Source organism: Acinetobacter sp. CS-2 (genome assembly GCF_016599715.1).
Lineage (GTDB): Bacteria > Pseudomonadota > Gammaproteobacteria > Pseudomonadales > Moraxellaceae > Acinetobacter.
Genome location: NZ_CP067019.1, coordinates 2,786,819 through 2,804,269, shown reverse-complemented (window position 1 = coordinate 2,804,269; position 17,451 = coordinate 2,786,819). Strand labels below are relative to the sequence as shown.

General features: G+C 43.2%; 14 protein-coding genes and 4 tRNA genes. 12 read left to right on the top strand and 6 right to left on the bottom strand.

Annotation, left to right across the window (positions count from 1 at the left end; genetic code table 11):
• Window positions 1–13 precede the first annotated feature (13 nt).
• Window positions 14–1,510 carry a flavin-containing monooxygenase gene (locus JFY49_RS13750; protein ID WP_200223229.1) on the top strand — a complete coding sequence of 499 codons (1,497 nt, stop codon included), beginning with the start codon at window positions 14–16 and terminating at the stop codon, window positions 1,508–1,510.
• 149 nt (window positions 1,511–1,659) lie between these two features.
• Here JFY49_RS13750 and JFY49_RS13745 read toward each other — a convergent pair whose 3' ends face one another.
• Window positions 1,660–2,832, bottom strand: a complete 1,173-nt coding sequence (locus JFY49_RS13745; protein ID WP_200223228.1) for an acyl-CoA dehydrogenase family protein — start codon at window positions 2,830–2,832, stop codon at window positions 1,660–1,662.
• A 189-nt stretch (window positions 2,833–3,021) separates the two neighbouring features.
• Between JFY49_RS13745 and JFY49_RS13740 the strand changes: the two genes are divergently transcribed.
• The 5 genes from JFY49_RS13740 (at window position 3,022) to JFY49_RS13720 (ending at window position 8,273) form a co-directional block, all read left to right on the top strand.
• Window positions 3,022–3,279 carry a succinate dehydrogenase assembly factor 2 gene (locus tag JFY49_RS13740; protein ID WP_086195757.1) on the top strand — a complete coding sequence of 86 codons (258 nt, stop codon included), beginning with the start codon at window positions 3,022–3,024 and terminating at the stop codon, window positions 3,277–3,279.
• On the top strand, window positions 3,272–3,658 hold the full coding sequence (locus tag JFY49_RS13735) for a hypothetical protein (protein ID WP_200223226.1): 387 nt from the start codon (window positions 3,272–3,274) through the stop codon (window positions 3,656–3,658). Before JFY49_RS13740 ends, JFY49_RS13735 begins: the two co-directional genes overlap by 8 nt.
• A 516-nt stretch (window positions 3,659–4,174) precedes the next feature.
• On the top strand, window positions 4,175–5,230 hold the full coding sequence (locus JFY49_RS13730; RefSeq protein WP_200223225.1) for a hypothetical protein: 1,056 nt from the start codon (window positions 4,175–4,177) through the stop codon (window positions 5,228–5,230).
• A gap of 90 nt (window positions 5,231–5,320) precedes the next feature.
• Window positions 5,321–5,890, top strand: a complete 570-nt coding sequence (rrtA, locus tag JFY49_RS13725) for a rhombosortase (RefSeq protein WP_086195754.1) — start codon at window positions 5,321–5,323, stop codon at window positions 5,888–5,890.
• 184 nt (window positions 5,891–6,074) lie between these two features.
• Window positions 6,075–8,273: a TRAP transporter large permease subunit gene (locus JFY49_RS13720; RefSeq protein ID WP_200223224.1), complete on the top strand. Its 2,199-nt coding sequence runs from the start codon at window positions 6,075–6,077 to the stop codon at window positions 8,271–8,273.
• Between the two features lie 64 nt (window positions 8,274–8,337).
• Here the strand turns inward: JFY49_RS13720 and JFY49_RS13715 are convergent, their stop codons facing one another.
• From JFY49_RS13715 to rnr, 5 genes are all read right to left on the bottom strand, one after another.
• Entirely contained in the window at window positions 8,338–9,210 is an 873-nt protein-coding gene (locus tag JFY49_RS13715; RefSeq protein WP_200223223.1) for a DMT family transporter, read from the bottom strand.
• 56 nt (window positions 9,211–9,266) lie between these two features.
• A complete protein-coding gene (locus tag JFY49_RS13710) occupies window positions 9,267–9,674 on the bottom strand; it encodes a hypothetical protein (protein WP_180042089.1) in 408 nt (135 codons plus the stop codon).
• Between the two features lie 13 nt (window positions 9,675–9,687).
• Window positions 9,688–9,897, bottom strand: coding sequence for a YheV family putative zinc ribbon protein (locus tag JFY49_RS13705; protein WP_171263178.1), 210 nt, complete (start codon window positions 9,895–9,897; stop codon window positions 9,688–9,690).
• Window positions 9,898–9,938: 41 nt separating this feature from the next.
• Entirely contained in the window at window positions 9,939–11,978 is a 2,040-nt protein-coding gene (locus JFY49_RS13700; RefSeq protein ID WP_200223222.1) for a M3 family metallopeptidase, read from the bottom strand.
• Between the two features lie 148 nt (window positions 11,979–12,126).
• Window positions 12,127–14,547, bottom strand: a complete 2,421-nt coding sequence (gene rnr, locus JFY49_RS13695) for a ribonuclease R (protein WP_200224880.1) — start codon at window positions 14,545–14,547, stop codon at window positions 12,127–12,129.
• Between the two features lie 264 nt (window positions 14,548–14,811).
• Between rnr and JFY49_RS13690 the strand changes: the two genes are divergently transcribed.
• From JFY49_RS13690 to JFY49_RS13665, 6 genes are all read left to right on the top strand, one after another.
• Window positions 14,812–14,903 (top strand) — tRNA-Ser (locus tag JFY49_RS13690).
• Between the two features lie 15 nt (window positions 14,904–14,918).
• A tRNA-Arg gene (locus JFY49_RS13685) sits at window positions 14,919–14,995 on the top strand.
• 49 nt (window positions 14,996–15,044) lie between these two features.
• Window positions 15,045–15,121: transfer RNA gene (locus JFY49_RS13680), tRNA-Arg, on the top strand.
• 361 nt (window positions 15,122–15,482) lie between these two features.
• Window positions 15,483–15,559 (top strand) — tRNA-Arg (locus JFY49_RS13675).
• A 390-nt stretch (window positions 15,560–15,949) separates the two neighbouring features.
• Window positions 15,950–16,447 carry a YcxB family protein gene (locus JFY49_RS13670; protein WP_200223221.1) on the top strand — a complete coding sequence of 166 codons (498 nt, stop codon included), beginning with the start codon at window positions 15,950–15,952 and terminating at the stop codon, window positions 16,445–16,447.
• Window positions 16,448–16,485: 38 nt separating this feature from the next.
• Window positions 16,486–17,124, top strand: coding sequence for a fumarylacetoacetate hydrolase family protein (locus tag JFY49_RS13665; RefSeq protein ID WP_200223219.1), 639 nt, complete (start codon window positions 16,486–16,488; stop codon window positions 17,122–17,124).
• Window positions 17,125–17,451: the final 327 nt, after the last annotated feature.

The window sequence follows — 17,451 nt, the reverse complement described above, 5'->3', positions numbered from 1 at the left end:
TTATAAAAAGAACATGGAAAAACATATTGATGTGTTGATTGTCGGTGCCGGTATTTCGGGTATTGGTCTAGCTGTTCATCTTTCGAAAAATTGCCCACAACGCCAGTTTGAAATTATTGAGCGTCGTGAAAGTTTTGGCGGAACTTGGGATTTATTCAAATATCCGGGAATCCGCTCCGATTCAGATATGTCGACCTTTGGTTTTAATTTTAAGCCGTGGCAAAAAGACAGCGTCTTGGCGGATGGTCCATCCATCAAAAATTATTTATCTGAAGTGATTGACGAGTATCAGCTTAAAAATAAAATCCATTTTCAGCATCGGGTTTTGGCGGCGAATTATAATTCGGCTACTAAAAAGTGGGTGGTTGAAATTGAAGATGCAGCTCAAAAAAAGCAAACCTGGGTGACCAATTTTGTTTTAGGTTGCACAGGTTATTATAATTACGATCAGGGGTTCCAACCTGAATTTCCAAATCAGTCTGAATTTAAAGGCGAGTTTATTCATCCGCAACATTGGCCTGAGCAGCTAGATTATTCTGGTAAAAAGGTCGTAATTATTGGTAGTGGAGCCACAGCGATTACCTTAGTGCCAGCCATGGCGAAAGGTGGTGCAGCGCATGTCACCATGCTGCAACGCTCCCCAACCTATATTGCCTCTGTGCCGTCAATTGATCTGGTCTATGACAAAATGCGTAAGATCTTACCGGAAGATCTGGCCTATAAATTAACGCGTGCACGTAATATTGGTATGCAACGCGGTATTTATGCTCTGGCACAGAAACAGCCGAAACTGCTGAAAACACTGTTGCTGAAGTCAGTGCAGTTTCAGCTTAAAGGTAAGGTGGATATGAAACACTTTACCCCGAACTATGAACCTTGGGATCAGCGTTTATGTGTGGTACCGGATGGTGATCTGTTTAAAATTCTGCGTGAAGGCCGTGCTTCAGTTGAAACGGATCAAATTGAAAAATTTACTGAAATGGGTATTCAGTTAAAGTCTGGTAAACATTTGGATGCGGAAATTATTGTTTCTGCAACAGGTTTGAATATTCAAATTTTAGGTGGGATTCAGGCCACGATTGATGGCAAGCCGATGAATACCTCTCAACATATGCTGTATCAGGGCATCATGGTCAGTGATGTGCCGAACATGGCGATGATTATTGGCTATATCAATGCATCCTGGACGCTGAAAGTCGATATTGCAGCAGATTATATCTGTCGTATGATCAATTATATGGACAAAAATGGCTATGATGAAGTGATCCCAAAAGGCGATGCGACCGAGCTGATGGAAGATACGGTGATGGGTAGTCTGACTTCAGGTTATATTGCCCGTGCTGCTGATGTGATGCCGAAGCAGGGCAAGCATGTACCTTGGAGTGTATCCAATAATTATCTGGCTGACCGTAAACAATTAAAGCATGCACGCTTTGATGATGGTGTGCTTAAATTTCATAAACGTGAGCAACAAGATAAGAAAAGTGCGACACCGCGTTTAGTCTCATAATTGAATTTCATTATTTTTTGAAGAGGGAGCAGTAATGCTCCCTCTTTTATACCTATTGAATTATGGGTTCAAGTTGTCAGCTTTTATTCTGCTGCAAGCTGCTACAGATAGAGCACCAAGCATTGAACCGGCATAGAAATAAATGTTGATTATAGCGAACGTGAAATCAATTCTTTCATGATTTCATTGGTACCAGCGTAAATGCGATTGGCACGGTTATCAATATAGGCGCGTGCAATCGGGTATTCCATCATGTAGCCATAACCGCCATGCAGCTGTAGGCATTCATCCACGACTTTAGAAAACATTTCGGAAATTTTGTACTTCGCAGCAGCAGCTGCATCAATACCCAATTTTTCTTCAAGCTGTAATTCCATACAACGGTCTAAATAAGCACGACAGAAATCAATTTCAGTGCGTAATTCTGCCAGTTTAAAGCGGGTATTTTGAAAAGCACTGATCGGCTTGCCGAAAGCTTGTCGCTGTTTGGTGTATTGCACGGTATGCGCGAATGCTGCTTCGGCTCCCGCCTGACAAATGATGGCGACCAACATGCGCTCCCATGCCAGTTCTTTCATCAGCATTATAAATCCCATACCTTCCATACCGAGTAAATTTTCTTTGGGCACGCGGACATTATCAAAGAACAATTCACAGGTATCTTGTCCTTTCATGCCGATTTTATTTAAAGGTTCGCCTTTACTGAAACCGGCACGATCTGCCTCAACCATGATTAAGGACAGGTTGGCTGAACCTTTATCACTGCTGCCCGTTTTGCAGACCACAATCACCATGTCACACAGGTAACCATTGGTGATAAAAATTTTGGAACCATTGATGACATAATCACTGCCATCTAAAATAGCAGAGGTACGTACTGCTTGCAGGTTAGATCCAGTTCCGGGTTCGGTCATGGCAATTGCAGTCACTGTTTCACCCGAAGCCATTTTGGGGAGCCAATTTGACTTCTGCTTCTCATTGCCAAAATTGCAGATGTAATTGGCCACAATATCCGAATGTAGCGAAAAGCCTGTGGATGAATCCATGGCATAAGCCTGTTCTTCAATCAGGATCATACTGTAAAGACGGTCTACACCCGAACCTCCGTATTGTTCCGGCATGGTGGCACAAAGTAAGCCCAGTGCACCGGCCTTGTTCCACAAATCCCGGTCGACATGCTGTTGCTGTTCATATCTGGCAGTATTGGGAACCACTTCCTTTTCATAAAATTTGCGTACCGTTTCACGGAAAGCTTCATGTTCTGCATTAAACAAATGACGGGGCAGCATATTGGCTAAAGGTCGGATCGCAGCTGATTGCATTATTATTGTGTCCATCTAGAAATATGTTGTTTGATAAAAATTAAAAGATTGAGGCATAAGCGACAATGAGATGAATGCTCAAATGTACAGATAAAATGATGAATTTGGTCAATTCGGGCAAATGGCTCGAAATAGAGGGGATGGATAGGGTAAACTAGCAAAAAATTTCACACTGTTGGGGAGCTAGCTATGAGCGAAGAAATCAGCTTGGAAGAACGCAAAGTCATTTATCGTGCTCGTCGCGGTTTAAAAGAGATTGATGTTTATTTTGACCCTTATGTAAAAAATTATTATCTACAGGCAGATGCAGCAGAGAAAGAAACTTTTGCTGAGTTGGTCGCGCAAGAGGACCCAGATCTGTTAGATTGGTTTATGGAAGTGTCTGAACCGCCACGTCCGGAAATGAGAGCCTTGATTGCCAAGTTGAAACATTACGTTCATGGCTAACCGTTGTTTTCAGCTGAAACGCAGCCGTCTGGCATTTGTATTTCAGCTGACTGTTTTTACTTTACTCATTGTACTTTTGCAGCAGCTCTTGCCAGCATGGTTATGGTTGCTGTGTATTTTGTTGGGTGTGCTGACCTATGCCTATGGCTTGAAAGTCCCTCAACCGATCTGTCTGGAACATTTGCATGCACGTGAATGGTCACTGTCGCATTTAAAATCGCAACAGGTTAAACGTGTGTCGGTTAGTCATTTGATTGATCATCAGCTTTATATTGTGGTGTATTTCCAGCATTTTCAGGAGAAGCCACTCTTGATTTGGGTTGATCAATTGCCTTTTAAGCAATGGAAAGCACTGAAAAAACTGGCTAAATTAAGCTAATTGTTAGACAGTTGTATAAAATTTATTTTAATTAAATTATTTATAATCAAATATATAGTTATATTTTTTGTTCTTTGTAAGACAGTTGGATGAGAAAAATCACAAATGTTGCAATTGTCAGACAATTTTTCCAGTGAATTATTTCAGCTAAATGTAAATTAAAACTACCAACAGCAACTGAGGAAATCATCATGGTGATTCCAACTTGGATGTTTCTGGTGATAGCAATTGTTTTGGCGATTGTTATTGGACGACTAGGAACAGTGCTGAAGGATCGATTTGCACAACATGAAAGCCGTTAGGCTTTGACCCCTTGATAAGTAGCATGTGCCGAACCGTCGCAATGCTACTTTTTTTTGCCCAAAATTTTTAACTTGATGGAATACAGTCAATTTTCCGTACGTCATTTCGTGGCACAGTAGCAAACCAAATTAGAGTGAATACTCTTTTATTCAAATTTTGCATCTGCTATGTTTAGGTGCTATGGACATAAACACAATTATAGAGGACAGGAAAATGTCGCAAGTCCAAAAAATATGCCAGGGTATGGCAGTCATTATCGTTACAGGTTCTTTATTATCAGGTTGTTCTCAAGTGGTTAAATCAGGGGCAAACATTGCCCTGGGTTTTAGTGAGAAACATATTGTACCGCCTATCTTGGCCATGGATGATGCCGATATGGCGTGCAATTCAGGCAATGCCTTAACGCCTGCTATTATGTCCACCAAAGATATGGGTGCAGACCCAACCCGTATTGCGGTTCTTTTATATGCTTCATCAGGAATTTGTGCTGAAAATCAGGCATTGGAAGCAGAATTGCATTATTTACGCGCCTCTAAAGCGGGGCAAGTTTCAGAAGCACAAGATGCCCGTATCCAGCAAAAACGCTGGGCTGCCATTGCCGCACAGCGTCAGTATGCAGGCTACCAGCTATTAGAAAAGCGTTGGGCAACAAAATATAACAAGGCCCTAGGTGATGGGTGCCCAAGAATGAAAAGTGACCTCGATCAAACGGTATATTTAATGGGAATGATCAGTGGCTTACAGGCCATGACCAATGACATTAATTCTGGCGGTGCCGTCAATGTGCCGAAAGATATTGCTGCCGTTGTAGAACGTGGCATGGTGTGCCTGGATAATGCAAAATTCTGGGGTGCGCCAGAAGCTGCACGTGCAGTCATTTGGACCTTGTTGCCAGGTGCGGGAGATGGTAAGCCCGATCCTTATCAGACTTTAAAACAGTCGGTGCAACTGGGTGAACAAAAAGGTGTACGCTTGTCACATGCCCTGTATGCGGTCGCAGCTCAAGCCAGTGGCGATGATGCCAAGATTCGTGATGCACTGAAAGCATTTGCCACAGCCCGCTCTGAAGAAAAACCGGTTAATCCACAGTTCAGACTGGTAGACAGTATGGCGCAAAATATGGTGCAGGGGATTTCAGACCGTTACTGGACTGAACATACTGGCATCCGCTCCAGTGATGATGGTATGCAACGTTTCTGGGATGATCAGGATAGTTCTGCAGAACTGGATGATTTATTTACTGAAAATGAGACTGCTGCATCCTCTTAAATTGGACGGTATGAAAGAGAATATAAGACAAGATGGGTTGGAGTGATGTTTTATTTTTAATCCGTTATTTCTAAACTGGGGGGCATGCCAATGAAAAACCCGTTTCTGATGCAAAAGATTATTTTTATTGCATTTGTAATGTCTTTTTCGGCATGCCTTCAAGTTTTTGCAGACTCATTTATTTATTGGCAAGCTGATTTATTTAAAGAATTCTGGCGTTTATGGACTGCCCATTGGGTACATGTGGGATGGATTCATTATCTGCTCAATATGCTGGCTTTTGCCTGTTTACCTTTCATCTTTCCACGCGTCAAAATCTGGCATTTCGTTGCTTTACTTTTATTACTTCCGCCATTTATCAGTCTGTGTTTTTATTATTTTTTTCCGGATATAGAAGCTTATGCCGGCCTGTCTGGAGTCTTGCACGGGGCGTATGTCACCGTTGCCTGTGTACATCTGTTGTATAGAAAAGAGCGCAATTTTGCTGCCTTGGTGTTGTGCCTGATTCTGGGAAAATTGCTTTGGGAAAATACGGTAGGCAGTGTCGGTACAGCGGAACTGATTGGTAGTCCAGTCTTGGTTGAAGCACATTTATTGGGGGTGATTGGAGGAGTCGTCATCGCTTTGGCTTATGTTTTATGGGAATATTTTGTTGAATAGTGGCAAGATTGACATTTAAAACAGAAAAGAAAATACATATTGTCATTTTCATTGATATCGAGTTAATGCAAATTTGTTGATAAGAATAAATAGATTGAATAGAGAAAGGATGTTTTCTATTCAGAAAAGGAAAGTAGCATTGCTGAAGTTGTAGCAATGATTAAAAGAAAAAATAGGAATGCACATGCAAAATGATGAAAACAGCAGATCAGGACTAGGTCTGTTACGTTATATATGGACAGAGTGGATCTCGACTTTTGTCATTCTATTACTACTTTTACTCACACTCATCATCGGTACTGGTGAGATGATTCATGGTCAGCTATTACGTGTGGGTGAACGTTTGTATGGCAATGAAGACATTGGCATGCAATATTCTTTTTTACGTGCAGAACCTGCCAAGCCAAGCTGTGACTTACATCCGGATATTGATGCGCAAGTACAAAAACAAATGAAAGCCAATGCCAATGATGAGTTCGCCGATATTTTCGGGACTACATCGGAAGCAGATGTACGGGCTTCGGTTCTGGCAGGGCAGCAACAGTGCCAGGAAAAGTATCAGTTCTATGACAAAGCCATTCAATATATGGATGATCATCCAACGATAAGAACTTACCGTACCCTAGAAACCTCATTCTTTGGTATTTTTAAATTTGGTACTGAAAATCGTGTCATTATTTTATTGCTGATGGTTGTGGTTGCCGCAATCACTGCTTCAGTCAAGTTTCATCATATTGGCTTACGTGCTCCAACCACCAAGCTGGATTATCGTGTTTATGCCCTGTTTATGGCATTGGGTAATGGTCTGCTGACAGCATCGGTACTCAGCCAATACCATTCCATTATCAACTCAGGTGTGACTTCGACTTATGAAACACTGACGGTTTACTGGCTGTGGATTTTCCTATTTATTAGCTTAACTCTGATCAGTCTGTTACAACTCTTTAAACCTCCCGTGGCCAAACAGGAAGCTAAGGGCAATCTGGGGCTGGCTTTACTGAGTGTACCTTTATATGCCTACATGGCATTAGTGACCGGGATTGTTTTTACCTTTGTCATGGATTATCCAATGGGGCAAGGGATTTACCTCGGAATTCTGGTGGAATTCTCTGGCATTTTCTTAAACCTGGCACTGTTTATCTGGGCGGGTATGCTATTGACCCAAACTCGGGTGATGGATTTATTCCTCGGTATTTTACGTCCGTGGAATTTGGCCCCTGAAACCCTGACCTGGCTGATTTTGATTGCCGCTGCGATTCCAACGGCCTATACCGGTGCTTCCGGGATTTTTGTTGTGGCAGCAGGTGCGATCATTTATAAGGAAGTATGGAATTCGGGTTCACGCCGTCAATATGCCCTGGCTGTTTCCGCCATGTCTGGCTCGCTGGGGGTGGTGATTCGTCCCTGCTTGCTGGTGATTCTGATTTCCATGCTCGATAGCCGACATGTAACTTCAGATGAGCTGTTTGATCATGGTATTTATGTCTTCTGGTTGACCGCTTTGATTTTCCTGGGGGTATCACTTTATCTTGCGGAAACACGTTTCCGTGTGAACTCGCCTAAAGTGGCGGTACCGGGCATGTTAAAAGCCATTGTGCCGGTGATTCCTTATATCGTGATTACTGTTGTTGTCATTTTAATGTATACGATGGGTCTGGATACTCAAATGGATGAATTCACTGCTCCGGTGATTCTGCCGATAATCCTGATTGCTTACATTATGTTTGATAAATGGTGGGGTGACCGTTTTGTGACACCACCAGACCGTCATGCAGCTTTAACCCTGGAACATGAAAAACAGTCGACCTTTATGCGCGAACATACACCGCATGGGGGAGAAAAATCACGCGGCTTTGCCCATTCCATGTGGTTTGCTTCAGCAGAAACCGTTGGACATATTGGTGCACTGATTATCCTGATGGCTTTGTCTGCAAGTGTAGGCGGTCTGATTGAACGTAGTGAAGTGGTTGAATTATTGCCAACGCATCTTGGCAATATCTATATTTCACTGGCCTTTATTGCACTGTTGCTGGCAATTGTCGGTATGACGACAGATCCGTTTGGCGCGGTCATTCTGGTGGCTGCCACCATTGCACCGGTAGCTTATGAAAATGGTATTCATCCCATCCATTTCTGGATGATTGTACTGGTTGCATTTGAATTGGGCTATGTCTCTCCGCCTGTGGCGCTGAATCATCTGCTGACCCGAATGTCGGTAGGTGATGATGAGGTTCGTGCTGCCGATGCGGAAGCAAAGGTCAAATACACCAAGTTTTATTACCGTTATGAACGTTGGTTGCTACCGATTATGGTGCTGTTCCCGTCTTTACTGATTGTGACCTATGCGCCGTATATTTTTAAACTGTTCGGTTGGTATCATTAATTGATCATGCTAAAAAAAGCACCTTCGGGTGCTTTTTTTATGATTGGAAAAACTGGCTGAATGATTAGATTGAACGTTTTTTCACCAAGGGACTACACAGGATAATGGCAGTTAAAATGAGTCCGAAACCCATTAAACTATAATAATCCGGTATTTCTTGCCAGAATATAAAGCCCCAGATTCCGGCAAAAATAATGGCAATATAATTTACCGGGCCAATTTGTCCGGCAGGTGCTAGTTTATAGGCATTGGACATGAAAATCTGGCTGATATTGGCCAGCAGTCCCGCGCCAATTAAGAAACCTAGTTCAGTCCAGGTATAAGGACGCCATAGCCAGAACATCGGAATCATGGAAATGAGGGTGCCGATAAAACAGAAATAAAAAACGATTTTTTCTGGCGATTCGGTACTGGTAAGCGCACGAACCGTCACAAATGCCATGGCAGCCAGGAAGCTTGCCCCTAGTCCAATGATCGACATCTGGTTAAACATGCCGGCATCCGGCTTGGCGACAAAGATCACACCGATTAAACCAATCGCTGCAGCAAGAAACATGGCGTTGGTGATTTTTTCTTTCAGAAATAGCCAGGCAATCAGGGGAATAAAAATCGGGGAAGAATAGGTAAACACCATGGCATTGGACAGCTTTAAATGGGCAATCGCATAAAAGAAGCCATACATGGCGACCAGCCCGATCACGGCACGCCAGCTATGCATCCAGATTTTTTCGGTTTTAAAAAATCCAATTCCTTTACGGTAAATAAACGGCAGAAAAATAAACAAGCCGACAAAGTTGCGAAAAAATACAATAGTGGGATTATCTAGCGTGTGTGAGGCATAGCGAATACAGACGCCCATCAGAGAAAATAAAAAGGCAGAGCAGGTCAGTAAGGCAAGTGCTGTAAACAGGTTCCGATTGCTGGTCGGTAGGGACATGAAAGAAATCAGCTAAAACATGTGCTGATATTTTAGCTGAATATTCAACTATAAAATTATTGTTTTTGAGCCAATTGAGCTTCGAGTAATTTAATCTGTTCTTCTTTCAGGGCAATCAGCTCATCTGCATCGGCGTGTTGGGCTTTTAGCATGGTTTCCTGTTCATTTAACTGGCTTTGAATATCATCCAGTTTAGCCACTTCTTCTTTGGCGAGTGATTCATTTTCTGGAACAGCTTGTTTCAGAATTTTTTCATCCACCAGCTGAATGGTTTTCTGCTCGGCTTGAGCAAGCGGTTCAGCTGGTTTTGCAGGAGCCGTTAAACTAGCTCCTTCATGTTCAGGCAATGTTTCGTTTGAAGTTGCAAAAAACCATTGATAGGCTAAAAAAAGCGCAATGATTGCAACCAATCCCCCCATAATGCCCAATAAAAGTTTTGGGCTATTTCTTTGATCTAATGTCATATTGAACCTGTTTTTATTTAGGCTGACGTGGTTTGAACTGAATGACACCAATCTCATCCGGAAGTTCCGGCATTTGTGGTTCTTCGACATGTGTTGGCCGGTTTTCGCTATAGCCACAGTCAATACATTCAATCCATTCATCGTCGCCAGAAGTTAGCATGACAACCCGATCCAGTGCTTCACATTTTGGACATTTAGCACCTGCAATGAAACGACGTTTGATAGTCATCATCCTAACCTTCCGAACAATCTTAGACAGTTAGTTTAAGCGTTTTTAGAGGGCTTCGTCCAACCTTGATGACGTAATAATGCATCTATTTTTGGCTCGCGTCCGCGGAAATTGATAAACGCGTCAAGTGCTGTATCTTTTCCGCCAACTGCTAGAATAAATTGACGAAATTCTTTTCCGGTCTGCACATTAAAGATTCCTTCTTTTTCGAAACGGTCGAAGGCATCACTGGCCAAAACTTCGGCCCACTTATAAGAGTAATAACCCGCAGCATAGCCTCCGGCAAAAATATGGCTAAAGCTATGCTGGAAACGGTTATAACTGGCTGTCGGTGCGACCGCATATTTTTGGCGAATTTCGTCCAGCGTCGCTTGTACCTGTTCGGCATTTAAAGCAGAACTGTGTTTGTGAATCGACAGGTCAAACAGGGCAAATTCGATTTGACGCAAGGTTTGCATACCAGACTGGAAGAAACGGGCATCCAGCAAGGATTTAAGCAAATCTTCTGGCAAATGCTGCCGGGTTTCGATGTGTTCGCTGAGCAGGTCGAGGCTGTCAGTATCCCAGGTCCAGAACTCCATAAACTGGCTTGGTAGCTCGACTGCATCCCAATCTACGCCGTGTGTACCTGCCACGGCAATATGGTCGACTTCGGTCAATAGATGATGCAGCCCATGGCCAAATTCGTGGAACAGGGTATTCACTTCATCGTGAGTGAGCAGCGCAGGTTGATCGCCTACAGCAGGGGTGAAGTTGCAGACCATGTAGCAAATCGGTTTTTGCAGGCCTTGTCGGGTTTGCATGCGCGAGCGGAAACCACTCATCCAGGCACCACCGCGTTTGCCGCTACGTGCATACAGATCGAAATAAAAACCGCCGACTACCTTGCCTTGATCTTCCAGTTCAAAATAGCGCGCATCTGGATGCCAGACTGGTGCTTCACGTTCCACAATGTTAATGCCGTAAAGACGATTCACAATGCTAAACAGACCTTGCAAAATCTTGGGTGCAGGAAAATACGGTTTTAGTGATTCCTGCGATAAGTTGAATTGTTGCTGTTTCAGTTTTTCCGAATAATAACCGGTATCCCACGGCTGTAATTCGAGAATGCCATCCTGAATGGCGATGGTTTTTAATTCTGCAATTTCTTTACTTGCAGGGGTTCGTGCATGCTCAGCCAGATCAACTAGGAACTTGTCTACAGTTTCGACATCCGGCGCCATTTTGCTGGCCAGCGATAACTCGGCATAGTTGTTGAAACCTAATAACTGTGCCATTTCATGACGTAGACTCAGGATTTCTTCCATCACCTGGGTATTGTCAAATTCAGGATGCTCAGACAGGTCAGAAGCACGCGTGGTATAGGCTTTGTATAACTCTTCACGTAAGCCACGGTCATCGGCATAGGTCATGATGGCCAGATAAGCCGGAATATCTAAAGTTGCGACTGACTGATCCAGTTCACGTTGCTGACCATATTGTTTAAGTAAATCTACGCTGCTTTGTGGTAAGCCTTTGAGTTGTTCTTCAGTTAGAGGCTTGAAGTAGATTTGTGTGGCATCGAGGACATGGTTAGAAAAGTCAGATGACAGCTGTGACAAACGTGCAGAAATTTCTGCATAGCGTTTTTTCGCTTCACCTTCTAAAGCCACGCCTGACAGTTTGAAATCGCGCAGTGCCAGTTTAATGGCACTTTGATGGGCTGCAGGGAGGGTACTGAATATGGACGAGTCATGTACATGTTGATAGCTTTGATAGAGTACCGTGTGTTGACCCAGCTGTGTGTAGTATTCACTTAATGCTGGAAGCAGGGATTGATAAAGTTCACGCGTTTCTGTGTTATTCATCACGGCATTGAGATGTGACAGCACACCCCAAGCTTCGCTCATGTTGTTTTCCAACGTATCGACCTGCTCTAACACATTGAGCTGTGCCTGAGCGTTCTCCGGAACTGCAGTTAAATCTTTTAAAAAACTTTGTCCTTGTTGAATGGCTTGTTCAATCTGTTGTTTTAAATCAGCCAGTTGAATCTGGTCAAATTGTGGAACGGGCAAGGTCGCCTTTTCTAAAGTCATTTCTAATACGCCATATCATTTATAAAGTTAATAGTAGATGTAAGGCTTAGAGAAGGTTAAATCAAGGGCTATTATTTTTCAGTCGGTAAATACTTTCTAGATGAGACTCAATAAAAAGCCCTACTAAAGTAGGGCTTTTATCAGAAAATTAGTCTAGCTTAGTTTTCGCATTCGACTTTTTCTTTTTCGGTTTGGATTTTTTCTTCAGCTTGTCTTTGGCTTTTGCATCCGATTTGGCTGAAGATTTTTTATCTGACTTTTTAGCTGGTGCAGCAGATTTGGTTTTAGGCTTTTTCTTGCGAATCGGTTGTTCACCATCTTCACTGACCACGGCTTTCGCACGTGGGCTAAATACTTCTTCTGTTGTTGTCTTGGCCACACGTGGCGCGCGGCTACGAATAGCACGGCCGGCATGGGTTATTTGTTGCAACAGTTCAAAGTCAATTTTGCGATCGTCCAGATTTACCGCAGCCACCTTAATTTTGACTTCATCGCCCAGACTAAAGGTTTGACCACGTGCCTGACCGATTAAGCTTTGGCTTGGCTGGTCATAGACAAAATAGTCATCGCCCAGTTGGCTGACGTGGATCATGCCATCGACATAGAGATCTTTTAAGGTTACAAAGAGGCCAAATTCAGCTACGGCACTGATCACACCGACAAATTCTTCACCTAAATGCTGCTTCATATAATGACATTTCAACCAGGTGGTGACGGAACGGGAAGCTTCATCGGCACGGCGTTCGGTTTGCGAGAAATGTTCACCGGCATCATCCAGAGCTGCACCGGAAAGCAGGAACGGCTTTTGTTTTAAATGGGCTTTGATGGCACGGTGCAATAACAGGTCCGGGTAACGGCGGATCGGGGAGGTAAAGTGCGTATAGGCTTCATACGCCAAACCAAAATGCCCGGCATTATTTGCACCGTAATAGGCTTGCATCATCGAGCGTAACAGCACCGCATGAATGCTTGGCGCATCAATACGGTCTTTGGTGGCTTCAATCACCGCCTGATAATCTTTTTGCGTTGGTTGTTCCGGGAAAGGCAGGCCGAGCAATTTCACATATTCACGCACTTTCTGGATACGTGAAAATTCAGGTGGCTCATGCACACGGTATAACATCGGAATGTCATTTTCCAAGGCATATTCTGCGGCTGCGACGTTTGCCAATAACATACATTCTTCAATCAGCTTATGTGCTTCGTTACGTGTACGTGGCAGAATTTCATTAATGCCACCTAACTCATCAAAGGTCATGTAGGTTTCGACTGTTTCGAATTCCATGGCATGACGCTCTGCACGTAAACCTTTCAGGATCTGATACAGCTGGAACAAGGTATTCAGCGATTTGCGTACATCCCGATCTTCAGGAACAGCTTTGCTGTCGCCATCAAAATACTGTGCCACCTGAGTATAGGTGAGACGCGCTTTGGAATGCATGACTGATGGGTAGAATTCAAAACCAGTGACGCGACCGGCACGTGACAGTTTTAAATCACAAACCATACAGAGACGATCGACATGCGGATTCAGCGAGCACAGACCATTGGAGAGGGCTTCCGGCAACATCGGCAGCACAAAATGCGGGAAATAGACTGAAGTGCCACGTTCTTTGGCTTCGTCATCCAGCGGTTTGTCGTTGCGGACATAATGGCTTACGTCAGCGATGGCTACGACCACACGGTAGCCGCCACCTGGACGTTTTTCGGCATATACGGCATCGTCAAAGTCGCGGGCGTCTTCGCCGTCAATCGTCACCAGCGCTAAATCACGTAAATCGATTCGACCTTCACGGTCTTGTGCAGAAGGTTCCTTAAAGTGTTCGGCATCGCGAAGCACTTCTTCCGGGAATTCATAAGGCAAGCCAAATTCCAGAATGGTTTGCGGAATAATGATTTCGGTATCGGCCTTGTCTGCCATTGATTGCACGATATGACCGGTCGCAAGTTCTTCACGCGTTGGATAGTCATCAATCGCCACACGAACCGAATCACCCACTTTGACCTGGGCATGCTCAATCAGTTCTTTTTCCAGGGTAATTGGCTGATGGGCATTCGGATTGGCCGGCTGAATAAAGTATTCGCCATCGTGAATGGCCACTTTACCAATAATCTGTTTTACCCGATGTTGCACCACTTCGGTAATAAAGCCCCAAGGCTTGCCTTTGCGGTCGACCGAGGTTTGACGAACCTTGACGCGGTCGCCATTAAAGACCAGACGCAGCTCGCGTTCAGGCAGTAAAAGGTCTTCATGATCGGCAATCGAGGCACTGCCTAGACCTTTGGAATTGATATAGACCGTGGCTTCATGCGTCGGCTGGCTGGCGGCAAGCTGGAACTTATAGCCATCTTTCATCAACTGGCCATCGCGAACCATGGCGATCAGGCGATGACTGAGTGCATCAATACTTTTTTGATCTGCAATTTCAAAATGTTCTACTAAATCTGCATGAGATTGTGGTGCTTGTAATTTTTCAATCGTTTCAGAAATCAGAATACGGCTAGGAATAGGATTTTCATAGCGTTCAGCTTCAGCTTTAGCTTCAGGATCGACCCAATTTTTCATAATGTCTTTGGCTTCATGTCAGAAGATAGGATTAGCATAAGTCATGCTGCAACAGACTGCACGTAAATGATTGCAATAATGTGTTTTTCAGTTCAAATTTTGGGGTGAAGTTGAATATTTCAGCTTCACCAGCCATAAAAAACAGCAAAAAGAGCAGGTCAAGCCCGAAAATTGTTTAAAAAATAGATGATTGATTAAAAATATCAGAATTTTTTGAAATCTGACTTGAAGAAATGAAGTTTAATTTGTATTATGGCGGCTCGTTACGGTGAGGTGGCCGAGTGGCTGAAGGTACTCCCCTGCTAAGGGAGCGTGGGTCTTAAAGCCCACCGAGGGTTCGAATCCCTCTCTCACCGCCACGAATAACTTGAAATGCGCTCATAGCTCAGCTGGATAGAGCACTTGGCTACGAACTAAGGGGTCGGGAGTTCGAATCTCTCTGGGCGCACCAATCAAGTTAAACGTAAATGTAACGAATGCTGCAAGGCAACTCAAAGTACGCGCTCATAGCTCAGCTGGATAGAGCACTTGGCTACGAACTAAGGGGTCGGGAGTTCGAATCTCTCTGAGCGCACCAACTTGAACACATCGACAGATGTAAAACTGGAAGAAACCGCATATGTTGCGGTTTTTTTGTCTCTGAAATTTGGTGTAACTTAATCTTGTCAATTTTTCCATGAGTTGGGAAGTTTTTAAAAAGCATCTCATCTTCAATATTTACTTCAGATATCTGAAGTAAACCTGAAATAAAAATACGCTTATAAAATTGATGATTTCTTATTTCAAATCAATCTGTGCAATCATCAAAAAACAAATTTTGTTTAAAAAATAGATGAAAAATCTAATTCTGCCCAATAACTGTTCATTTGATTGCAGATTTGTGAAAAAGCACTTAACAGAATGTTAAAAACGCGTATAATGCACCACATCAAGACATCGCGCTCATAGCTCAGCTGGATAGAGCACTTGGCTACGAACTAAGGGGTCGGGAGTTCGAATCTCTCTGAGCGCACCAAATTGATCACATCGACAGATGTGAAATTGAAAAAAACCGCTTAATTGCGGTTTTTTTGTGCCTAGAATAAATTAAATGTATTAAAAAATTATTTCATCTGCTGTTTAATCTTTAATACCATTACGGTATTGCCATCTATTGTTCTAACATGTCGTGATAAGGCACATTTCGCGTCGCTCTGCACTAACAGCATCAAACAGATTTCCCAGGCTGTTGAGATGATCGGAACGCAGCTTAAAATAGAATGGAAGATTGATCACTCCCAATCCGGCTAAAACTTTATATTCTGCATTGCTGCCTGATGTAATTTAGGTGGGTAAAAACAATAAGGAAATGACGGAATCTGGTGTAATATCTAGCACAATTGTTCGAATAATTTGATGATGAATTATGTCAGAGACCAAGCCTGCTGTATCGGTACGTTATTTCCTAAACCTGGAAGAATCGCAAGACGGTTTTGCCCTGGCGACTTTTGGTAAAAAGCAGATTACCCGTTTTATTACCCCATTGGTCAGTATCGGGATTATTATCTGGGGATTTTATCTCGGCTTTAATGGCGTTGGTCGTTATTATGTTGCGCTTGGCGCTTTCTTTTTGATTTTGCAGCTGATTATGCGTTACTGGTTTTTACCGATGATGTTTAAGCGTCAATTTGTAAAATACCAGTTTGGTAAAAGTGAACAAGGCATCGAGTTGTTTCAGGATCATGCCGAAATTTATGCTAATGGTCGTAAACAGATTTTTAACTATAGTGAAGTGCAAAACTTTGCTATGGGCAAGCAGACCTATATGATTGAGTTGAAGAATCGTACCGTGGTGATTGTACCGAAACGTGCCTTCGAGCAACCGGCCGATCAAACCGTATTTGAAAACACATTTAAAAAGTAAGCTTGAAATAAAGTAAAAGTGCAATAAAAGGGAAGATCATGAGTACACGTCCATCTAAAATTGTCTGTGTCGGTCGTAGCTATGCAGATCATGCCAAAGAATTAGGCAATGCCATTCCTGATCGTCCGGTTTTATTTATCAAGCCGCCAAGCAGTTTGATAACTTTAGAGCAGGGTATTTCATGGAACCCGGCTTGGGGAAATTGTCACTATGAATGTGAACTCAGCCTGCGGATTGACCGTACTTTGAAAGCAGAAACTGATCCTGCCAAAGCCTTGCAAGCTGTCGGTGCAGTGACTTTAGGTCTGGATTTAACCTTGCGTGACTTGCAGGATGACTTGAAAAAGAAAGGTCAGCCTTGGGAGCGTGCTAAGGCTTTTGACGGTTCATGTGTCCTGGCAAACTGGGTAGACGTTGCTGAAATTACAGACTGGAAAGAGGTACATTATACTTTTCAGGTTAATGATGAGCTGCGTCAAAAAGGCGATACGTCTTTGCTGATTTTTGATATTGTAACCTTGCTGGCTGATATCAGTCAGGTGTTTACTTTAGAGCCGGGTGATGTGGTGATGACCGGAACACCTGCAGGTGTGGCTGCATTACAATCAGGCGATCAACTGAAAATGACGTTGCAAGGTCAAAGCCAGGATTTTGTCTGGAAAACCTTTGTTCAATAAGTGGAAAAGCTGAGTAAAAAGGCTGTTTGATACTACTGCTGTCTCATAGTTGAATCTCAGTGTTAGATTTGTGAGTGTGGCAAGGATGCCACACATTCCCCATCACGACAGGAAGTCGTGTATGGGGAATAAAGACTTTTGCCTACTTTTGGTCTGTCAAAAGTAGGGTTTAGCCTACACAAAGTCGCTTCAACTTTTAAAGTAAAGATAAGGCTGTGAAAAATTAAATATCAAATACTTAAATTTAAAATATCATCATATTGATTCCATACTGAAATAAAATTCAAATTATGGGACAGTAGTGTGTTTGATACAGCCTTTTTTTAG

Excerpts from the sequence above, each read along its gene's own strand:
- JFY49_RS13750 (WP_200223229.1), top strand. The coding sequence starts at position 14 with ATGGAAAAACATATTGATGTGTTGATTGTCGGTGCCGGTATTTCGGGT.
- JFY49_RS13745 (WP_200223228.1), bottom strand. The coding sequence starts at position 2,832 with ATGCAATCAGCTGCGATCCGACCTTTAGCCAATATGCTGCCCCGTCAT.
- JFY49_RS13740 (WP_086195757.1), top strand. The coding sequence starts at position 3,022 with ATGAGCGAAGAAATCAGCTTGGAAGAACGCAAAGTCATTTATCGTGCT.
- JFY49_RS13735 (WP_200223226.1), top strand. The coding sequence starts at position 3,272 with ATGGCTAACCGTTGTTTTCAGCTGAAACGCAGCCGTCTGGCATTTGTA.
- JFY49_RS13730 (WP_200223225.1), top strand. The coding sequence starts at position 4,175 with ATGTCGCAAGTCCAAAAAATATGCCAGGGTATGGCAGTCATTATCGTT.
- rrtA (WP_086195754.1), top strand. The coding sequence starts at position 5,321 with ATGAAAAACCCGTTTCTGATGCAAAAGATTATTTTTATTGCATTTGTA.
- JFY49_RS13720 (WP_200223224.1), top strand. The coding sequence starts at position 6,075 with ATGCAAAATGATGAAAACAGCAGATCAGGACTAGGTCTGTTACGTTAT.
- JFY49_RS13715 (WP_200223223.1), bottom strand. The coding sequence starts at position 9,210 with ATGTCCCTACCGACCAGCAATCGGAACCTGTTTACAGCACTTGCCTTA.
- JFY49_RS13710 (WP_180042089.1), bottom strand. The coding sequence starts at position 9,674 with ATGACATTAGATCAAAGAAATAGCCCAAAACTTTTATTGGGCATTATG.
- JFY49_RS13700 (WP_200223222.1), bottom strand. The coding sequence starts at position 11,978 with ATGACTTTAGAAAAGGCGACCTTGCCCGTTCCACAATTTGACCAGATT.
- JFY49_RS13670 (WP_200223221.1), top strand. The coding sequence starts at position 15,950 with ATGTCAGAGACCAAGCCTGCTGTATCGGTACGTTATTTCCTAAACCTG.
- JFY49_RS13665 (WP_200223219.1), top strand. The coding sequence starts at position 16,486 with ATGAGTACACGTCCATCTAAAATTGTCTGTGTCGGTCGTAGCTATGCA.